9 protein-coding genes and 1 pseudogene are annotated in these 19,151 nt (G+C 75.6%); 6 read left to right on the forward strand and 4 right to left on the reverse strand.

The annotated features are described in order from the left end of the window. Nucleotide 1 precedes the first annotated feature (1 nt). Together J2S66_RS14830 and J2S66_RS14835 are read right to left on the reverse strand one after the other, a co-directional pair. Complete coding sequence (locus tag J2S66_RS14830; RefSeq protein WP_306744651.1) at nt 2-166, reverse strand: hypothetical protein; 165 nt, start codon at nt 164-166, stop codon at nt 2-4. A gap of 202 nt (nt 167-368) precedes the next feature. Then, nucleotides 369-788: a hypothetical protein gene (locus J2S66_RS14835; RefSeq protein ID WP_310307625.1), complete on the reverse strand. Its 420-nt coding sequence runs from the start codon at nt 786-788 to the stop codon at nt 369-371. 69 nt (nt 789-857) lie between these two features. On the opposite strand from J2S66_RS14835, the gene J2S66_RS14840 reads away from it, so the two are divergent. After that, nucleotides 858-1,604 carry a TetR/AcrR family transcriptional regulator C-terminal domain-containing protein gene (locus J2S66_RS14840; RefSeq protein WP_310307626.1) on the forward strand — a complete coding sequence of 249 codons (747 nt, stop codon included), beginning with the start codon at nt 858-860 and terminating at the stop codon, nt 1,602-1,604. Nucleotides 1,605-1,667: 63 nt separating this feature from the next. Here J2S66_RS14840 and J2S66_RS14845 read toward each other — a convergent pair. Beyond that, nucleotides 1,668-11,465: pseudogene (locus tag J2S66_RS14845) on the reverse strand (SDR family NAD(P)-dependent oxidoreductase); the annotation flags it as partial. A 470-nt stretch (nt 11,466-11,935) separates the two neighbouring features. On the opposite strand from J2S66_RS14845, the gene J2S66_RS14850 reads away from it, so the two are divergent. The 3 genes from J2S66_RS14850 to J2S66_RS14860 all read left to right on the forward strand — a co-directional run bounded on the left by J2S66_RS14850 (nt 11,936) and on the right by J2S66_RS14860 (nt 14,942). Then, a complete protein-coding gene (locus J2S66_RS14850; RefSeq protein ID WP_306744655.1) occupies nt 11,936-12,610 on the forward strand; it encodes a PIG-L deacetylase family protein in 675 nt (224 codons plus the stop codon). Between the two features lie 71 nt (nt 12,611-12,681). Next, nucleotides 12,682-13,971, forward strand: coding sequence for a nucleotide sugar dehydrogenase (locus J2S66_RS14855; RefSeq protein ID WP_310307628.1), 1,290 nt, complete (start codon nt 12,682-12,684; stop codon nt 13,969-13,971). A gap of 11 nt (nt 13,972-13,982) precedes the next feature. Next, nucleotides 13,983-14,942 (forward strand): NAD-dependent epimerase/dehydratase family protein, encoded by a 960-nt coding sequence (locus J2S66_RS14860; RefSeq protein ID WP_310307629.1) that lies wholly within the window; start codon nt 13,983-13,985, stop codon nt 14,940-14,942. Between the two features lie 95 nt (nt 14,943-15,037). On the opposite strand, the gene J2S66_RS14865 is transcribed toward J2S66_RS14860, so the two are convergent. Further along, a complete protein-coding gene (locus tag J2S66_RS14865; RefSeq protein WP_310307630.1) occupies nt 15,038-17,689 on the reverse strand; it encodes a helix-turn-helix transcriptional regulator in 2,652 nt (883 codons plus the stop codon). Between the two features lie 193 nt (nt 17,690-17,882). Here J2S66_RS14865 and J2S66_RS14870 point away from each other — a divergent pair, with 193 nt between their 5' ends. Together J2S66_RS14870 and J2S66_RS14875 are read left to right on the forward strand one after the other, a co-directional pair. Beyond that, on the forward strand, nt 17,883-18,650 hold the full coding sequence (locus tag J2S66_RS14870; protein ID WP_310307631.1) for a thioesterase II family protein: 768 nt from the start codon (nt 17,883-17,885) through the stop codon (nt 18,648-18,650). A gap of 117 nt (nt 18,651-18,767) precedes the next feature. Continuing rightward, complete coding sequence (locus J2S66_RS14875) at nt 18,768-19,034, forward strand: hypothetical protein (RefSeq protein WP_310307632.1); 267 nt, start codon at nt 18,768-18,770, stop codon at nt 19,032-19,034. Nucleotides 19,035-19,151 lie beyond the last annotated feature (117 nt).

A 19,151-nucleotide genomic window follows, 5' to 3' on the forward strand; every position in this document is an offset into this window, starting at 1 on the left:
TTCACTCCGTTCGTTCCCGGTCGCGCCGGGCCGGGTCGAGGAACCACCACAGCAGCAGCGCGCCGCCGCCGAGACCGACCGTCCACAGCCAGAAGGGTGTCTTGAACGACGTGCTGATCAGGCTCATCAGCAGCCAGATCGTGAACTGGACACCGCTGATCACCACCCAGGCGATGGTGAGGAAACCCCGGATTCTTCCCCGTAACGACCGGGTCTCCCCTGAGCTCTCCGGCATGAGGCCCCCCAATATCGGCTCGTGGAGCGGCGAATTAACTGTGTAAAGCACACACAGATTAGCGGAATCGCCACGCGCCGGGAAGCCACCCCCCTACTCCGGGCCTGCTTTCACCCGTTGGGGTAGCAGGGGTTCACGGGGTGCCGTGCACCGCCGCGCGGATGCGGCGGTCCCAGTAGCGGACACCCCAGATGCCGCCGACCAGGACACCGCCGGCGAGCAGCACCCAGACCAGCCACGTCGGGTCCCACTGCCCGCTGATCGCGCCGATGAGCAGCCAGATGACGACGTTGACGGCTCCGACGGACACCCACACGGCGCCGGCGACGCGCGGGGCGGCCTCCACCATCGGCAGCACGGCGGCGTCGGCGCGTCCGGCGACCGCGACCCGCAGCGCGGCGTGCGTGGCCGCGACGCGGGCGTGCGCGAGCCGGCGGGCGGCCTCCTCGTCGCCGTACTCCCCCCGGGCGCGGGCGTACTCGATCTCGGTCGCGGCCAGGCGCTGGTCGAGTTCGGTGACCCTCCCGAGCCGGAACCGGTTGATCTCACCCACGCCGCTCGCCCCCAACCTCGATCAGTGCAAGACTTACACAGTTTACTGAACGACCCAGCGGAGCGATAGATGCCGACCGACCACGAACCTCGCGCGCGTCCCGACCTGCCCGCCGACCTGCCGCCCGGGCTGGTGCCGGCGTGGGTCGCCGCGCCACGGCCCCGCCGCGGCCCGAAGCCGGCCCACACCGTGGCGCAGGTCGTCGCCGCCGCCGTGGCACTGGCCGACGCCGAGGGGCTGGCCGCCGCGTCGCTGCCCGGCATCGCGGCCGCGCTCGGGTTGACCACCAACGCGTTGTACCGCTACGTCGACTCGAAGGACGAGCTGCTGGTCCTCCTGGCCGACGCCGGGTTCGGGCCACCCCCGCCCGCGGGGGACGACGCCCCCGACTGGCGTGCCGCCGTCCGCGCCTGGGCGCACGCGGCGCTCGACCGCTACCGGGCCCGGCCGTGGCTGCTGGACGTCCCGCTCCGCGGCGGGCCGGTGACGCCGCACCGGCTCGCCTGGACCGAGCGACTGCTGGCCGTGCTCGCCACGGCCGGGGTACCGGGCGCGGAGGCGCTGGGCTGCGCCACGCTGGTCGCCGACGTCACCCGCACGACGGCCGAACACCTGCGCGCCCGCACCGACCCCGACGCCACCGGGCGGGCGGCCGACGTCCGCGCGTTCCTGCGGCCGCTGCTGGCCGAGCGCGGCTACCCCCACCTGGCCGCGCTGGCCGACCGGGGCGGGTTCCCGGCGACCACGGCGGTGGACTTCGGCCTGGACCGCGTCCTGGACGGCATCGCCGCGCTCGTCGCCGCCTCCCGCACCTGACCCGACGCGTGCGCGGACCCCGGGGGGCGCGCCCCCCGGGGTCCGGCGAGTGGTGCGACGGGCTCAGCCGAGGCCGTCCAGCCAGGCGCCGACGGCGTCGGCGGTGGTCCGGGCGTCGGCGGCGACGACGCTGAAGTGGTCGCCCGGCACGGTGACGACCGCGTCGGCGCGGTACCACGTCGTGCGCCACGAGGAGTCGTCCGCCGGGGCCGGGGCGTCACCGCCGGTGGTGAACCGGCGGTCGGGTCGGACGAGGACCGTGGGCACCCCCACGTCGACCAGGTCCGCGGACTCCAGCAGGCCGAGGTAGTGCGCCATCGCGGTCAGCTTGTCCCGGTCGAACGGGCCGTACTCCTCCTCGCGCTCCAGCATGCCCGCCGCCATGTCGGCCGCCGTGCCGGCGGTCGCGTCGCCGCCGGCGTCCATCTCGTAGCTGTCCAGCAGCACGACCGCCGCAGGCGGGAGACCGGCCTTCTCCATCCTGGCGGCCAGCGCGTACGCCAGCACGCCGCCGGAGGAGTAGCCGAACAGCGCGTACGGCTCGTCACCCGCGCCCAGCCGGACGCTCGCCTCCAGCACCTCCAGCACCGCGTCGATCCCGGCGGGCACCGGCTCGCCGGCGCCGAAACCGGGCACCGGCAGCGCCGCGAGCGCCCGCGTGCCGCGGAACTCCGCCGCGAGCCTCGCGTACTGGTAGGCCCCGCTCATCCCGGCGGGCGGCGGCACCGCCAGCAGCCGGGGACCGCGCGGCCCGTCCGCCAGGGTCAGCGGGCGCGGCGACCCGCCGAAGTCCGCGAGCCCGTCGAACTTCGGGCGCAGGTCCGCCGCCGCGCCCAGCAGCGCGAGGCCCTCCTCGACCCGGCCGTCCCGGACCGCCTCGACGAACGACGCCTTCACCGGGTCGTCCCCCGGGCCGTCGTCGCCGGCGAGCACCTCCAGCAGCCGCGTCGCCAGCCCGGTCGGGGTCGCGCAGTCGAACACCACGGACGCCGGCAGCGCCACGCCGGCCGCGGCCGCGATCCGGTTGCGCAGCTCGACCGCGGTGAGCGAGTCGAAGCCGGACTCCAGGAAGTGCGCGTCCGGGTCGATCGAGCCGGCGTCACCGTAACCGAGCAGCGCCGCCGCCTGGTCGAGCACGAACCGCCGCACCCCCGGTCCGGTGCGGTCGAACGGGACCGGCTCCGGGACCGCCCCTCCGGCGGCCACGCGACGCCGCACCACCGCCGCCGCCGTCGTCCCGGCCGGGGCCGCGACGACCTCGGGGAGCGACACCCCGGGGAGCGACATCTCGCGCAGCACCACGGACGCGGCCTCCGCCACCGGCGCGCCGGTGTGGTCGGCCAGCAGGACCGACACCGCGTCCCCGCCCACCGGGGTGATCCGCACGCGCAACCGCGCCGCGCCGACGGCGAGGAGCCGGAAGCCCGTCCACGCGGCCGGGACCGCGCCGGCGGTGGCGCCGGGGACCAGCGCGGCGGCGTGCAGCGCCGCGTCGAGGGCCGCCGGGTGCAGGCCGAACCGGTCCGCGTCCGCGCCGGGGTCGAGCGCCACCTCGGCGAACACCGACCCGTCCGCGACCCAGGCGGCCCGCAGCCGCCGGAACGCGGGGCCGTGGTGCAGCCCGGCGTCGTCGAGCAGGTCGTAGAGCCGCGTGACGTCCGCGGGCACCGCGCCCGCCGGCGGCCACTGCGCCGGCGCCTCCGGCTCGGCGGCGTCGCCCGCGTCGGTGGACAGCAGGCCTTCCGCGTGCCGGACCCAGCCGTGGTGCCCGTGCGAGTGGACCGCCACCGGCCGGCCCGCCGGACCGGGCTCGCCGACGACCACCTGGAGCCGCACCTCGTCCGCGCCGAGCACCAGGGGCACGTCGGCGTCCAGCCGCACCAGCGTGGCGCAGCCGACCTCGTCACCGGCCCGCACCGCCAGCTCGACGAACCCGGCGGTGGGGAACACCGCCGTCCCGCCGGCCACGTGGTCGGCCAGCCACGGGTGCGTGGTCGTCGAGACCGCGCCCGCCAGCACGACGGTCGACGAGTCCGCGACGGGCAGCACGGCGCCGACGAGCGGGTGGTCGCCCGCGCGCAGCCCGCTCGACGAGAGGTCACCGGTCGCCCGGCGCGCCTCCATGTCGACCGCCGGCCAGTAGCGCTCGCGGTGGAACGCGTAGCCGGGCAGCGGCACGGTGCCGGACGCGCTCCCGGTGAACATGCGGCGCACGTCCAGCCCGGCGCCCGCCACGTGCAGCCGCGCCGCGCTCGTCAGCACGTCGCGGACCTCGTCGGCGTCGCCGCGCAGCACCGGGACGAACAGGGCGTCGACGTCGTCGGGCAGCGCCGCCTGCGCGAGCGCCGTGAGCACCCCGTCCGTGCCCAGCTCCACGAAGCGGGTCGCCCCGCTCGCCCGCACGGCGTCGGCGAACAGGACGGTGTCGCGGCAGTTCGCGACCCAGTGCCGCGCCGTGCGCAGCTCGTCCGCGACCGGGGTCCCGGTCACGGTGGACACCACCGCGATGCGCGGCTCGTCGTAGGTCAGCTCCTCGGCGACCTCCTCCAGCTCGGCGAGCACGTCGTCGAGCAGCGGCGAGTGCACGGCGCAGTCGATCGGCAGGCGGCGCGTGCGCCGGCCCAGCGCGGTGAAGTGCGCGACGACCCCCGCGACCGCCCCTTCCGCCCCGGACACCACCACGGCCCTCGGGCCGTTCACCGCGGCCAGCGCGACGTCCGCGCCGAGCAGCGGCCGCACCTCGTCGGCGTCGGCCTCGACCGCGACGACCGCGCCCGCCGGCGCCTCCGCCATCAGCTCGCCGCGGTGGGCGACGAGCTTGACCGCGTCGTCCAGGGACAGCACCCCGGCCAGGTGCGCCGCCGCGATCTCGCCGACGGAGTGCCCGACCAGCACGTCGGGCCGCTGGCCCCACGATTCGAGCAGGCGGCACAGGGCCACCTCGAAGGTGAACACGGCGGCCTGGCCGAACTGCGTGCGGTCGAGCAGCTGCCCGGCGGCCGAACCGGCGTCGGCGAACACCACCTCGCGCAGCGACCGGCCGAGGTGGGGGTCGAACCTGCCGGCGACCCGGTCGAACTCGGCCGCGAAGGCCGGGAACGCCGCGTGCAGCGCGGCGCCCATGCCGGGCCGCTGGACGCCCTGGCCGGGCAGCAGGAACGCCGTGACGCCGCCGGACCTCGCCCGGCCCGTCACGACGTTCCCGGCGGGGACCGGGGTCGGCTCGGCCAGGGCGGACAGCGCGGTCCGCACCTCGTCGGGGTCGGTCCCGACGACGGCGGCCCGGTAGCCGAACAGCGGGCGGCGGGCGGCCAGCGAGCGGGCGACGTCCAGCGGGGCGAGTGCCGGGTCGGCGTCCCAGTGGGCGAGCAGGGCCCGCGCCTGGTCGGGCAGCGCCGCGGCGGTCCGGGCCGACAGCACGAGGGGCGGCAGCACGAGGGGCGGCAGCACGCCGCCGCGGTCCCCGGCCGGTGCGGGCGACTCGTCGGCCTCGACGGCGGGCGCCTGTTCGAGGATCACGTGCGCGTTGGTCCCGCTGTAGCCGAACGCCGAGACGGCCGCGCGGCGCGGTCGGCCGGTCTCCGGCCACGGCCGCGTCCCGTCGAGCAGCCGCACGGTGCCGGCGGCCCAGTCCACGTCGGCGGTGGGCTCGTCGGCGTGCAGCGTCGGCGGCAGCACGCCGTGCCGCAGCGCCTGCACGGTCTTGATCACGCCGGCGACGCCTGCGGCGGCCTGGGTGTGGCCGATGTTGGACTTCACCGAGCCCAGCCACAGGGGTCGGTCCGCGGACCTGCCCCGGCCGTAGGCGGCCATCAGCGCCGAGGTCTCGATGCGGTCGCCGAGCGGGGTGCTGGCGCCGTGGCCCTCCACGGCGTCCACCTCCGCCGGGTCGAGCCCGGCGGCGGCGAGCGCCCGCTGGATGAGCCGTTCCTGGGCCGGTCCGCTCGGCGCGGTCAGGCCGTTGGACGCGCCGTCGGCGTTGACCGCGCTGGACCTCACGACCGCGAGCACGTCGTGGCCGTGGCGGCGGGCGTCGGAGAGGCGCTCGACGACCAGCACGCCGACGCCCTCGCCCCAGCCGAACCCGTCGGCCGCGGCGGAGTACGGCTTGCAGCGGCCGTCACGGGCCACGGCGCCGTCCACGAACTGCGCGAACGGGGCGGGCGAGACGAGCGCGGACACGCCCGCGGCCAGGGCCAGCGCGCAGTCGCCGGCCCGCAGCGCCTGCACCGCCTGGTGCAGGGCGACGAGCGACGACGAGCACGCCGTGTCCACCGACACCGCGGGTCCCTCCAGCCCGAAGGCGTAGGCGACGCGACCGGAGACGACGCTGCTCAGCGCGCCGGAGCCGCGGTAGATGCCGCCACCGCGCTCCAGGGCGTCGCCGGGGTCGTAGTCCGTCTGCATCACGCCGACGAACACGCCCGTGGTGCTGCCGCGCAGGGACGACGGGTCCAGCCCGGCGTCCTCCAGCGCCGTCCAGGACGCCTCCAGCAGCATCCGCTGCTGCGGGTCCATCATCACGGCCTCGTTCGGGCCGATGCCGAAGAACGCGGCGTCGAAGTCGGTGGCGTCGTGGACGAAGCCGCCCTGCGGCGTGCCGCCGTCCGGCGCGACCTGGTCGAGCCAGTGCGCCATGTCCCACGCGCGGTCGGCGGGGAAGTCGCCGATGCCGTCGGCCCCCGCGGCGACCAGCCGCCACAGGTCGTCGGGCGACTCGACGCCGCCGGGGAAGCGGCAGGCCATGCCGACGATCGCGATCGGCTCGTCCGCGCTCGCGGGCCCGGCGGCCTCCTCGGCGTGCGCGTCGTCGCCGAGGTCGCCGAACAGCGACTCGTGCAGGTGCGCGGCGAGGTCGGCCGCGGTCGGGTGGTCGAAGACCAGCGTCGCGGTCAGGTCCAGGCCGGTGGCCTCCCGCAGGGTGTTGCGCAGCTCCACCGCCGTGAGCGAGTCGAAGCCCAGGTCCTTGAAGGCGCGTTCGGCGTCGAACACGTCGTTCGGGCCGTGCCCGAGCACCGCGGCGGCGTGCCGGACCACCAGCTCGCGCAGGTGGTCCAGGCGTCGGTCGGCGGGCAGCCGGACCAGCCTGCCCAGCAGCGTGTCGCCCTCCGCCTCGCGGTCGGACACCGCCCGCCGGGCGGTCGGGACGAGGCCGCGCAGCACGTCGGGGACCGCGCCGGCGGCTCGCCACGCGGCGAGGTCGAGCTTGACCGGCACGGACAGCGCGTCGTCCGCGCCGAGGGCGGCGTCGAACAGCGCGAGGCCCTCCTCCGCGGTGAACGCGCCGAGACCGCGCTTGCCGTGGGTCTCCCCGGCCATGCCGTCCACCGACTCCCACATGCCCCAGGCGAGCGAGTGCGCGGGCTTGCCCTCGGCCCGCCGGTGGGCGGCGAGCGCGTCGAGGAAGGCGTTGGCGGCGGCGTAGTTGCCCTGTCCGGGCGCGCCGAACACCCCGGCGGCCGACGAGAACGTGACGAACGCCGTGAGGTCGCCGGCGAGCTGGTGCAGGTGCCAGGCGGCCAGCGCCTTCGGGTCGAAGACGCGGTCGACCCGCTCGGGCGTGAGCGACGGGAGGATGCCGTCGTCGAGCACGCCCGCCGCGTGGACGACCGCCGTCACCGGGTGCTTGGCCAGCAGCCGCCGGGCCTTCGCCCGGTCGGCGAGGTCGGTGGCGACCACCTTCACCTCGGCGCCCAGGCCGGTCAGCTCGGCGACCAGCTCGGCCGCGCCGGGGGCCTTCGCGCCGCGGCGGCTGACGAGCAGGAGCCGGCGCACGTCGTGCCGCCGCACCAGGTGCGCGGCGACGAGGCGGCCCAGCGCGCCGGTGCCGCCGGACACCAGGACGGTGCCGGCCCGCCAGTCGACGGGCTCGGCGGGGGCGCCGGGCACGGCGCGGGCCAGCCTGGGCGCGGTCACCGCGTCACCGGTGATCCGGACGGACGACTCGTTCGCGGCGGACACCGCGGCGAGCTGCCGCGGGGTCGCGGCGCCCTCGACCAGCACGATCCGGCCGGGGTTCTCCACCTGGGCCGAGCGGACGAGCCCGCCGACGGCGGCGCCGGCCAGGTCGCCGCGGGTCAGCACGACGAGCCGGCCCGACGAGGGACCGGGGTCGGCCAGCCAGTCCTGCACGACGGCCAGCGCGCGGTGGACGGCCGCCTTGGCGGTGGCGGCGTCGTTCCCCGGCTCGACCTCGTGCACGACGACCCGCGGGTCCCCGGCCGCGCCGAGCAGGCCCTCGGCCGGCTCCGGCAGCGCGACGGGGACCCAGTCGACCCGCAGGAGCGAGTCGTGGCCGCCGGGCACCGCGCGGGCGGCGGCGAGCTGCTCCTCGCTGATCCGGCGCAGCGCCAGGGCGCCGACCCGGGCGATCGGCGTGCCGGTCGAGTCGGCCAGCCGCAGCTCGACGGTGCGCCCGCCGATCGGCCGGACGTGCACCCGGGCCGTCGCCGCGCCGGTGGCCAGCAGTTCGACGTCGGACCACGAGTACGGCAGCGCGGTGCCCTCCTCCTCGGTCCCGCCCAACCCGATGGCGTGCAGCGCCGCGTCGAACACGGCGGGGTGCAGGCCGAAGGCCTCGGCGGCGAGCCGGTCCTGCTCGGGCAGCGCGACTTCGGCGTAGACGTCGTCCCCGGCGCGCCAGGCGGCGCGCAGGCCCCGGAACACCGGGCCGTAGGCCGTGCCGCGCGCGGCGAGCAGGTCGTACATGCCCTCGACGTCGACGGTCTCGGCACCGGCGGGCGGCCACTCGGCCAGGTCGAACGGCGTGCCCGCCGAGGCGGGGGCCAGGGTGCCGTCGGCGTGCCGGGTCCAGCCCGCGGCGGCGGCGAGGTCGTCCGGTCGCGAGTGGACGCCGATCGGGCGGGAGCCGTCGGCCGCGGGCGGGCCGACCCGGACCTGGATGCGGGCCGCGCCCCGCGCGGGCAGGACCAGCGGGGCGTGCAGCGTGAGGTCCCGGACCCGGCCGCAGCCCACCTCGTCGCCGGCCCGCACGGCCAGCTCCACGAACGCGGTGCCGGGCAGCATGACCGAGCCGCCGACCACGTGGTCGTCCAACCAGGGGTGCGTGGTCGCCGAGACCCGCCCGGAGAGCACCACCCCGTCCGCGTCGGCGAGCAGCGTCGCCGCGCCCAGCAGGGGGTGGTCGACCGCGTCGAGTCCCATCGACGTCGCGTCGCCGGCGTCCGCCCCGACCTCCAGCCAGTACCGCCGGCGCTGGAAGCCGTAGGTCGGCAGGGCGGCCGGGCGGGCGCCCCGGGAGGCGAAGTGCGCGCCCCAGTCGACCACGACCCCGCGCACGTGCAGGGTCGCGAGCGCGGTGGCGAACGCGACGTCCTCCGGCACGTCCCGGCGCTGCGCGGGCACGGCGACGGCCGTGTCGGCGGCCGAGGCCGGGACCACCGCCGTGAGCGGCGCGTCCGGGCCCAGCTCCAGGAAGCGGTCGACGCCCTCGGCGGTGAGCGCCCGCACGGCGTCCGCGAAGCGCACCGTCCGCCGGACGTTGCGGACCCAGTGCTCGGGGTCGGTCAGCTCGGTGAAGACCTCGCCGCCGGTGACGGCCGACACGACGGTCAGCGACGGTGGCGCGTACGCCACGCTCCGCGCGACCGCCCGGAACTCGTCGAGCACGGGTTCCACCAGGCGTGAGTGGAAGGCGTGCGAGACGCGCAGCCGGGTGGTGCGCCGACCGGCCGCGGCGAACTTCCCGGCCACCGCGAGCACGGCGGCCTCGTCGCCGGAGAGCACGACGGAGCGCGGCCCGTTGACCGCGCCGATGTCGACCGCGCCGTCGGGGTCGTGCGCGGCGACCTCCTCGGGCGTGCCCTCGACGGCGACCATCGCGCCGCCCTCGGGCAGCGCCTGCATGAGCCGGCCGCGGGCGGCGACGAGCCGGGCCGCGTCGGCGAGCGAGAACACCCCGGCGCAGTGCGCGGCGGCCAGCTCGCCGACGGAGTGCCCGCAGAGCGCGTCCGGCGCCAGGCCGCACGACTCGACGAGGCGGAACAGCGCGACCTCGAACGCGAACAGCGCCGCCTGGGCGTTCCCGGTGCGCCCCAGGGCCTCGGGGTCGGTGTCGACCACCTCGCGGATCGGCCGGTCCAGGTGCTCGTCGAGCGCCGCGCAGGCCGCGGCGTACGCGTCGGCGAACACCGGGTACGCCGCCGCGAGCCCGCGCCCCATGCCGGGTCGTTGCGCGCCCTGGCCGGAGAACAGGAACGCGGTGGTCACCCCTCCCCGGGCGACCCCCGTGATCGCGCCCGGTCCGCCGTCCGCGACACCGCCCAGGGCGGCCAGCAGCCCGGCGCGGTCGCGGCCGACGACGGCGGCGCGGTGGTCCAGGTGCGTGCGGGCGGCGGCCAGCGTGCGCGCGACGTCGAGCGGCGGCAGCGCGGGGTCCGCCTCCAGGTGCGCGACCAGCCGGGCGGCCTGCGCCCGCAGCGCCTGCGGCGTCCGACCGGACAGCACGAACGGGATCGCGGCGTCGTCGCCCGGCGGGTCGGCCGCCTCGTCCGGTTCCGGGGCCTCTTCGATGATGACGTGCGCGTTGGTGCCGCTCAGGCCGAAGCAGGAGACGGCGCCGCGGCGCGGGTGCCCGTTACGGGGCCACTCCCGCCGCTCGGTCAGCAGCTCGACCTCGCCGGCGGTCCAGTCGACCCGCTCAGTGGGCTTGTCGACGTGCAGCGTCTTCGGCAGCACGCCGTTGTTCAGCGACAGCACGACCTTCAGCACCCCGGCGACGCCGGAGGCGGCCTGGGTGTGGCCGATGTTGGACTTGACGGACCCCAGCCACAGGGGGCCGTTCCCGGCCCGGCTGCGGCCGTAGGTCGCGAGCACCGCCTGCGCCTCGATCGGGTCGCCGATCCTGGTCGCGGTGCCGTGGGCCTCCACGACGTCGACCTCTTCGGCGGGCACGCGCGCGTTGGCGAGCGCCTGGCGGATCACGCGCTGCTGCGCGGGGCCGTTGGGCGCGGTCATGCCGTTGGACGCGCCGTCCTGGTTGATCGCGGTGCCCCGGACGACCGCGAGCACCGGGTGGCCGTTGCGGCGGGCGTCGGACAGCCGTTCGACGAGCAGCACGCCGCAGCCCTCGGACCAGCCGGTGCCGTCGGCCGCGTCGGCGAACGTGCGGCAGCGGGCGCTGCGGGCGAGCGTGCCGTCGAGGCTGAACTCCACGAACGTGCGCGGCGTCGACATCACCGTGACCCCGCCGGCGAGCGCGAGCGAGCACTCCCCGGCGCGCAGCGCCTGCACCGCCATGTGCAGCGCGACGAGGGAGGACGAGCACGCGGTGTCGATGGTGACCGCGGGCCCTTCGAGGCCGAACGTGTAGGCGAGCCGGCCGGAGATGACCCCGGACGAGCCGTAGCTGCCCTGGTAGTTGTGGTACATCGTGCCCGCGAACACCCCGGTCGGCGTGCCCTTCACCGAGTGCGGCGCGATGCCCGCGCGTTCGAAGGCCTCCCACGAGGTCTCCAGCAGCAGCCGCTGCTGCGGGTCCATCAGCAGGGCCTCGCGCGGGCTGATGCCGAACAGGTCGGCGTCGAAGTCGAGGGCGTCGTGGAGGAAACCGCCTTCCCGCACGTAGCTCGACCCCGGTCGCTCTCCGGTCGGGTCGTAGATCCGGTCCAGGTCCCAGCCGCGGTTGGTCGGGAACTCCCCGATGGCGTCGACGCCGCCGTCGAGCAGTCGCCAGAGGTCCTCCGGCGTGTCCGCGCCGCCCGGGAACCGGCAGGCCATGCCGATGATCGCGATCGGTTCCCGGGCGGCCTCGGTCAACCGGCGGTTCTTGTCACGCAGCCGTTCGGTCTCCTTCAGGGACGCCCGGAGCGCGCCGACGAGTTTGTCCTCGGAGTTGGCCACGTGTCCTCTTTCCTTCCACATCGCCTGTGCTGGAAAGGGGAATTCGCGCGAACCCCCACAGCGGTCGGGTGTGACGATACGAGCGCGGGGTGGGCGCACCCACCCCTAAGCCGGGCGGCACAGGGGCGGTGCGGCCCCTAGTCGGGGACGGCCCCCGCGCCCGTCGGCGCGGTGCGGTGCGCGCCGGGCGGTCCACTCGGGACTTCACCGAACGGTTCCGGCCCGTCCCCCGGACAAGGGGTTCAGATTCGCCGAAGGTCTGCTTTAGAGCCGCTTTAGGGGTTGTCGGCCGCAGTCGGCGGATGACAGATTTTCCCCATCTTCGAAGGACTTCTTCACCTCTCCACCGCACCGCGCCCACCGGTTCCCCCGGCAGTGGCCGGATCGGAACGGGACCTGTCCGGATCGACCCGGCAGGCCGTCGGGGCTCGCCCATCGGACGAAGGCTGGGGATCGGCATGCACAGGCAGATGCGAAGGCTCCTGGTCGTGGGGGCCCACGGGGACGACGAGACCCTCGGCGCGGGCGGCACGATCGCCCGGCTCGCCGAAGAGGGCGTGACCGTGTCCCTCTGCGTCCTGACCAACGACGACGGCTCGCGGTCGGAGACCGGGAGCGGCGTCATCAACCGCACGGCGGCGATCGAGCTCGCGGCGAAGACGCTCGGGATCGAACGGCTGCGCATCCACGAGTTCGGCGACAACCGGCTCGACACGGTCGGCCACCTCGAACTCAACCGGGTCGTGGAGCGCGAGGTGCGCGACTTCGAGCCGGACACGATCTTCACCACCGGCATGAGCGACCTGAGCACCGACCACGCGCTGGTCAGCCGCGCGGCCCGGGTGGCGGGCCGCCCCGGCAAGGGCAGCGTGCGGGAGCTGCGCACGTTCGAGGTGCGCTCGGCCACGGACGTCGGGGAGGCGTCCGGCCTGCCGATCACGTTCCGCCCCAACTGCTGGCAGTGCCTGGACGAGACGCACCTGGAGCGCAAGGTCGAGGCGCTGCGCGCCTACGGCAAGGAGCTGGAGCCCTGGCCGAACCCGCGCAGCGAGCGGGGCGTCCGGGCCCTGGCCGAGTACCGGGGTTCGCAGATCTCCGTCGGGCTCGCCGAGGCGTTCGAGATCGTCCGGTTCGTCCACCACTGACCACGCCCGCGGGGTCGCGCACCCCGCTCCTCCCGCGATTCCCACTGCCTGCCAGAGACGGGTGACCAGCAATGACCAGTACTGTCGTCGAATACCAGACCGTGGCCGAGCCGACCGAGCTGAAGTCCGTCGCCGTCGTCGGCCTGGGCTACGTCGGGCTCCCGACCGCGCTCGGCCTGCACGCGGGCGGGATCGAGGTGATCGGCATAGACCTCTCCCAGAACAGGCTGGACGCCATCCGCGCCGGCGACGTCGACCTCATCGACTCCGACCAGCGGCAGCTGGAGAAGACCCTGCACCAGGACTTCCGGCTCACCACCGACTCCAGCCGGATGGCCGAGGCCGACGCCGTGCTCGTGTGCGTGCCGACCGGCCTCGACGAGTACCTGATGCCGGACCTCGGCCCGCTGGAGGCCGCGTGCGCGGCCCTGGTCGCCAACGCCCGCCCCGGCCAGACGCTGATCCTGACCTCCACCAGCTACGTCGGCACGTCCCAGCGGCTGCTGGTGGCGCCGTTGACCGCCAAGGGGTTCAAGGTCGGCCGCGACATCTTCGTGGCGTCCAGCCCCGAGCGCATCGACCCGGGCAACGTCACGCACACCCAGGCCGGGACCCCGCGCGTGCTCGGCGGCGTGACCCCGGCGTGCACCGCGATGGCGCAGCGCGTGATCAACGTGCTGACGCCGGCCGTGCACTGCGTCAGCTCGCCGGAGGCGGCCGAGATGACCAAGCTGTACGAGAACACCTTCCGCGCGGTGAACATCGCGCTGGCCAACGAGTTCGCGGAGATCAGCGACGGGTTCTCGATCGACCCGATCGAGGTGATCGAGGCGGCGGCCAGCAAGCCGTACGGCTTCATGGCCTTCCACCCCGGCCCCGGCGTCGGCGGCCACTGCATCCCGTGCGATCCGCACTACCTGCTCTGGCAGCTGCGGGCGACGCGGAGCAACGCGCCCCTCGTGACCCAGGCCATGCACGCCATCGCGGAGCGGCCCAAGCAGGTCGTCGACCGCCTGGCGGACACGCTGTCCCGCAACGGCAAGGGCGTGGTGGGCACCCGCGTCCTGGTGGTCGGCGTGACCTACAAGCCGGGGGTGCGGGACGTGCGGTCGTCCTCCGCCCTGGACATCATCGACCTGCTCGCCGCGAAGGGCGCGGTGGTGGGCTACCACGACCCGCTGGCGCCCGACGTGCGCGTGACGGGCGGCTCGCTGGACAGCGTCGTCGAACCGGACGGCGCCGACTGGGACATCGCCCTGATCCACACCGTGCAACCCGGGCACGACTACCACTGGCTCGCCCGGTGCCCGGTGGTGGTCGACGCGACCTATCGCTTCGACCCGGCCCTGTTCGCGCTCTGAGAGGAATCCCCATGCGCTACCTGATCACCGGCGGGGCCGGGTTCATCGGCTCCCACCTGACCGAGCACCTGCTGGAGCGGGACCACGAGGTCGTCGCGCTCGACAACCTCAGCACCGGCAGCCTGGACAACCTCGCGGGCGTGGCCGGGCACACCGGCTTCCGCTTCGTGCGCGGCTCGGTGACCGACCCGGAGGCGGTCGAGGCGTGCATGGCCGGCGTCGACGCGGTGTTCCACCTCGCGGCGGCCGTGGGCGTGTTCACCATCCTGGACAAGACGCTGGAGAGCCTGCGGACCAACCTGCACGGCACGGAGGTCCTGCTGGAGGCCGCGCTCCGGCACGACGTGCCGATCCTGGTGGCGTCCACCAGCGAGATCTACGGCAAGAACACCGCGAACGGGCTCACCGAGGACTCCGACCGGATCATCGGCTCGCCGCTGAAGACCCGCTGGTCCTACGCCGAGGCGAAGGCCCTGGACGAGACGCTGGCCCACCTGTACGCGGTGGAGCACGGTTTGCGCGCGGTGATCGTGCGGCCGTTCAACACCGTCGGCCCGCGCCAGACCGGCCGCTACGGCATGGTGATCCCGCGCTTCGTCACCCAGGCGCTCGCGGGCGAACCCCTCACCGTGTTCGGCGACGGGCAGCAGACGCGCTGCTTCTGCCACGTGCACGACGTCGTGCCGGCACTGGTGCGGCTGCTGTCCGACGAGTCGGCCCACGGCAAGGTGTTCAACCTGGGCAGCGACGAGCAGACGACGATCTCGCAGCTCGCGGAGCGGGTGATCGCCGCGACGGGTTCCACCAGCACCATCGCGAAGGTCCCGTACGAGGAGGCCTACGGCGAGGGCTACGAGGACATGCAGCGCCGCATCCCCGACTGCTCCCGGGCCCGCGAGCAGATCGGCTTCGCGCCGGTGCACACCCTCGACGGCATCATCGAGGCCGTGGTCGCCGACCGCCGCCGCTGACCGGCACGACCCCGACCGGGAAGCGCCCGGGGGTCGTGGGTGTGGCCGGCTCGCCACACCCACGACCCCCGGGCGCTTCCCGCGTCCCGGCACGGTCAGCGACCTCCCTCGGCCGCGGTGAACTCGCCGGCCAGGGCCGACCGGCCGGGCACGCCGAGCTTGCGGTAGACGCGGGTCAGGTGCTGCTCCACCGTGCTCACCGTGATGTACAGCGTCTCCGAGATCTGCCGGTTGGTGCGGCCGGCCGCCGCCAGCTCGGCCACCCGCAGCTCGGCCTCGCTGAGCACGGCCGGCGTCGCCGCCGGGGCACCGACCGCGACCGGCACGGTGACCGGCGTCGGCACGCCCGCCGTCGCCCGGCTGCCGGCCCGCTCGGGGCGCGGTCCCACCGACCGGGACACGGCGACCCCCGTGAGCTGCCGCCGCACCCGGACCGGTGCGACCGGTCCCCTGGCCCGCTGCGCGTCCTGGCCCAGCCGGTTGAGCATCCGCGTCGTCCGGGCCAGTTCCAGCCGGTCGCCGGAGGCCCGGAACTCCTCCGCCGCCCGGTTCAGCACGCCTTGGCGCTCCGCGGCGTCGCCGGCCTGCGCCAGCACCCGCAGGGCGGCGCCCCGCGAGCCGTGGTCGGACGGCGCCGCGTAGGCGAGCTGCTGGTTGGCCAGCTCGACGGCGAGGGTCGGGTTGCCCAGCCGCAGGTTCGCCTCCGCGAGGTCGGTGCGCCACGGCACGAGCACCGGCACCTCCAGGTCCCACCCGCGCAGGGTCCGCTGGCACTGCTGGAAGTCGCTGACCGCGGCCAGCCCCCGGTTGGTCGCCAGGTGGAACCGGCCGCGCGCCCGCAGGTAGCGGACACCGCCCAGGGTCGTCAGCGCCGCGTCCGGCAGGGGCTTGCGCAGCACCGCCGCGGCCGCCTTGAACGCGCCGGCCTCGGTGTGCGCGCTCAGCAGCGTCGCCAGCGGGTGGCTGATCGCGACGCCCCAGTTCGGCCCGTCCAGCAGGGCCAGCGCCCGCTCCGCCCGCTCGGCGGCGCCCGCGGCGTCACCCCGGCGCAGCACCAGGCTCGCGGCGATCGCGTCGAGCATCGCCTTCCAGGTCACCGCGCCGCGGTGCTCGGCCTCCTCGCTGAGCGAGGCGCACCAGCCCTCGGCGCGGTCGGCCTTGTCGTCGTGGGCCAGCGCGAGGATCGCCGTGCAGAGCGCTTCGAGCGAGGTGTCCGACAGCCGGCAGCTGTGCAGGATGCGTTCCGCGCCGGCCGACGCCCGCTCGGTCCCCTCCGCGCGCCACACGGCGGAGAGCGCTTTCACCGTGTGCAGCCAGGGGTCGTCGCTGTCCGGCAGGGTCACCGACGCGCCGTAGTGCCAGTGGCCGGCGAGGCTCAGCTCGGCCACCGTGCGCGGGTCGAGCGGCTCGTCGTCGACGAGCGCCGCGAACGCGCGCTCGAAGGTGTCCCGGTCCCCGAACCACAGCGCCTGCCGGGCGAGCGCGACCCGGTCGGACCGGTCCAGCGAGTCGCCGGCCGCCCACCGCGTCCTCAGGTGCGGCGCCGCGGCGGTCGGGTTCACCCGCCAGGTGATCTTGGCGAGCAGCTGGGAGATCCGCTGCCGCACCCACCCCGTGGGCGGCGCCGAGGCGGCGAGTTCCAGGCACCGGGTGGCGAACTCGACGTCGTCGTCGAGCATGACCTGTTCCGCCGCCTCCAGCAGGGTCCGCGGCGCCCACTCGGCGTCCGCCTCCCCCGCGGCCACGAGGTGGCGGGCGATGTCGGGGGACGCCAGCCCCAGCGCGTGCTTGACGTCGGCGGCCCGCGAGTGCAGCCGCGCCCTGGCCGGTCCGCGGAGGCCGTCGATGATCGCGGCGGCGGCCGACGGCTGCCGGAACCGGACGCCCTCGACCAGGCCGGCGTCGGCCAGCCGGCAGGCGGACGCCTCGGCGTCGCCCGGGTCCACGCCGGCGACGACGGCCAGGGCGTCCAGGCCCATGTCGGTGTCCAGCACCGCGATGGCCGTCGCCACCTCGCGCAGCGGCGAGCCGCAGCGGTGCAGCAGCTGCCGCACCGCCTCGGCGTACGCCGCACCGGTGTCGGCGCCGGCGCGGTGGGCGTCGACCAGCGCGTCGGCCAGCAGCGGGTTCCCGGCGCTCAGCTCGTGGACGTGCCGGGGCAGCCAGTCGGGTCCCTCCCCCACCAGCTCCGCGATGGCCCGCTCCGACAGCGGCGTCAGCTGCACGTGCCGGTGCGGCTGGGCGGCGAACGGCAGGCCGCCGCCGGAGCCGGAGCCGCTGAGCACCAGCAGCACGGCGGCGGACCGGGTCCGCCGCTGTAATCGCAGCAGCAGCCGGACCGAGGTCGCGTCCACGTGCTGGAGGTCGTCGACGGCCACCAGCACCGGGTGTTCGCGCGCCAGCCGGTGCAGCGCGCCGCACACACCGGCGATCCGCTCGTCGTCCCAGTCGCCGAACTGCTCCGCCAGCGCCCGGGGCACCCCGGGGCACGCCAGGAGCTGGTCGATCACGCCGCCGTCGACGTCCTGCTCGTCGGCGGCCCCGGACGCGGTGAGCGTGAGGATGCCCAGCTCGCCGGCCCTGGCCACCACCTGGTCCTGCAACCGCGTCTTCCCGCTGGCCGGCGCTCCGTCGACCAGCACGGTCTCCCCCGTGCCCCCCTCGCATCCGATCAGCAGACCCCGCAGGAACTCCGACGCCTCCCGCGGATCGATCCGGTGGTTCTGCTGCCCCCAGTTCACGCCCATCGCTCACTCCTCGAACGAGGCGGGTCTTCTTCTGGCCACCGACGGTCGCAGCACGTCCCTAAGCAGAACCAACCGCAATCTAAAATCACACGATGAGGTGAACTTGAGCAGGTGTCACCTGGCGTGTCCGGCCGCGCGATAGGGGTTGCCCACCTGGGGGAGGTGGCCGAAGACTCCGTGAACTGTGACTGCCGTGAACGAGAGAACGAGCCGATGGATTCGGCGATTCCACGCGGCCGAGGCCGCTGCCGTGCGGTTGGTGTGCCTGCCGCACGCCGGCGGGTCCGCCACGGCCTACTTCCCGTTCTCCCGGATGGCCGCCGAGGCCGGGTTGGACGCCGACGTCGTCGCCGTGCAGTACCCGGGCCGCCAGGACCGGCGGGGTGAGCGCTGCCTCGACGACCTGGCCACCATGGCCGACGCGGTCGCCGACGACCTCGGCCCGTGGTTCGACCGGCCCGTGGCGCTGTTCGGCCACAGCATGGGCGCGACGCTCGGCTACGAGGTCGCGCGCCGGCTGGAGGCGCGGGGCACCCCCCTCCTGGGGCTGTTCGCCTCCGCGTGCCGGGCGCCGTCCGCGCAGCGCGTCGAGTACGTCCACCGGCGCGACGACGACGGCCTGATCGCCGCGCTCCGGGAGCTCAGCGGCACCGACAGCGCCGTGCTGGGCGACGACGAGCTGCTGCGCATGGTGCTGCCCGCCATCCGCGGGGACTACACCGCGGTCGAGACCTACCGGCACCGGGCGGGGCGGGAGCTGGACTGCCCGATCCACGTGCTGGTGGGCGACGACGACCCGGTCACCGACCTCGGCGAGGCGGAGGCGTGGGGCGCCCACACCACCGGCGGCCACGTCGTGGACGTGCTCCCCGGCGGCCACTTCTACCTCAACGCCCAGCTCGACCGGGTCCTGGCCACCGTCGCGGCCCGCCTCCGCGAGTGGCACGACGCCGCCGCCTGACCGGGGGTGGGGAAACCTCACCCCCGGGTTCGGGGGTCGGCCTCATGTCCCGGCGGGGTCGGGTCCGCGAGACTGGGTACATCGGGGAGACCGCCCCACCTCTCGGAGGTAGTGATGATGGCAATCCAGACCGCTCCCGGTGTCACCCAGCGGATGCTCCCCAGCGGCCACCTCGAACTCTTCTGCCGCGGCACCGGTCGCCGGGTCGACTGCGAGCCCGTCGCCGCCACCATGTGGATCGCCCTCAAGCAGCACAACGGCGACGTCGACCGCGCGGGTGCCGCGCTGGCCGCCGTGTGGGAGACCGACGTCGAGGCAACCCGTTACGACGTCATGGTCTTCGCCGGCTCGCTGTGCTCGCTGGGACTGCTCACCGAGACGTGAGTTCCGCTCCACCGCTCCCGCGGAACCACCCCCGACGTCCGGGCATCCCCTGGCCCGGTCCCCTGCCGGTGAGGCCACCGACACCCCCTCGGGTGGCCTCACCGGCCCACCGCTCCC

It is taken from the genome of Saccharothrix longispora (assembly GCF_031455225.1).
Taxonomy (GTDB): domain Bacteria; phylum Actinomycetota; class Actinomycetes; order Mycobacteriales; family Pseudonocardiaceae; genus Actinosynnema; species Actinosynnema longispora.

What these genes read in the sequence shown, in the direction of transcription:
- J2S66_RS14840 (WP_310307626.1), top strand. Translation starts at nt 858, where the DNA reads ATGCCGACCGACCACGAACCTCGCGCGCGTCCCGACCTGCCCGCCGAC.
- J2S66_RS14850 (WP_306744655.1), top strand. Translation starts at nt 11,936, where the DNA reads ATGCGAAGGCTCCTGGTCGTGGGGGCCCACGGGGACGACGAGACCCTC.
- J2S66_RS14855 (WP_310307628.1), top strand. Translation starts at nt 12,682, where the DNA reads ATGACCAGTACTGTCGTCGAATACCAGACCGTGGCCGAGCCGACCGAG.
- J2S66_RS14860 (WP_310307629.1), top strand. Translation starts at nt 13,983, where the DNA reads ATGCGCTACCTGATCACCGGCGGGGCCGGGTTCATCGGCTCCCACCTG.
- J2S66_RS14865 (WP_310307630.1), bottom strand. Translation starts at nt 17,689, where the DNA reads ATGGGCGTGAACTGGGGGCAGCAGAACCACCGGATCGATCCGCGGGAG.
- J2S66_RS14875 (WP_310307632.1), top strand. Translation starts at nt 18,768, where the DNA reads ATGGCAATCCAGACCGCTCCCGGTGTCACCCAGCGGATGCTCCCCAGC.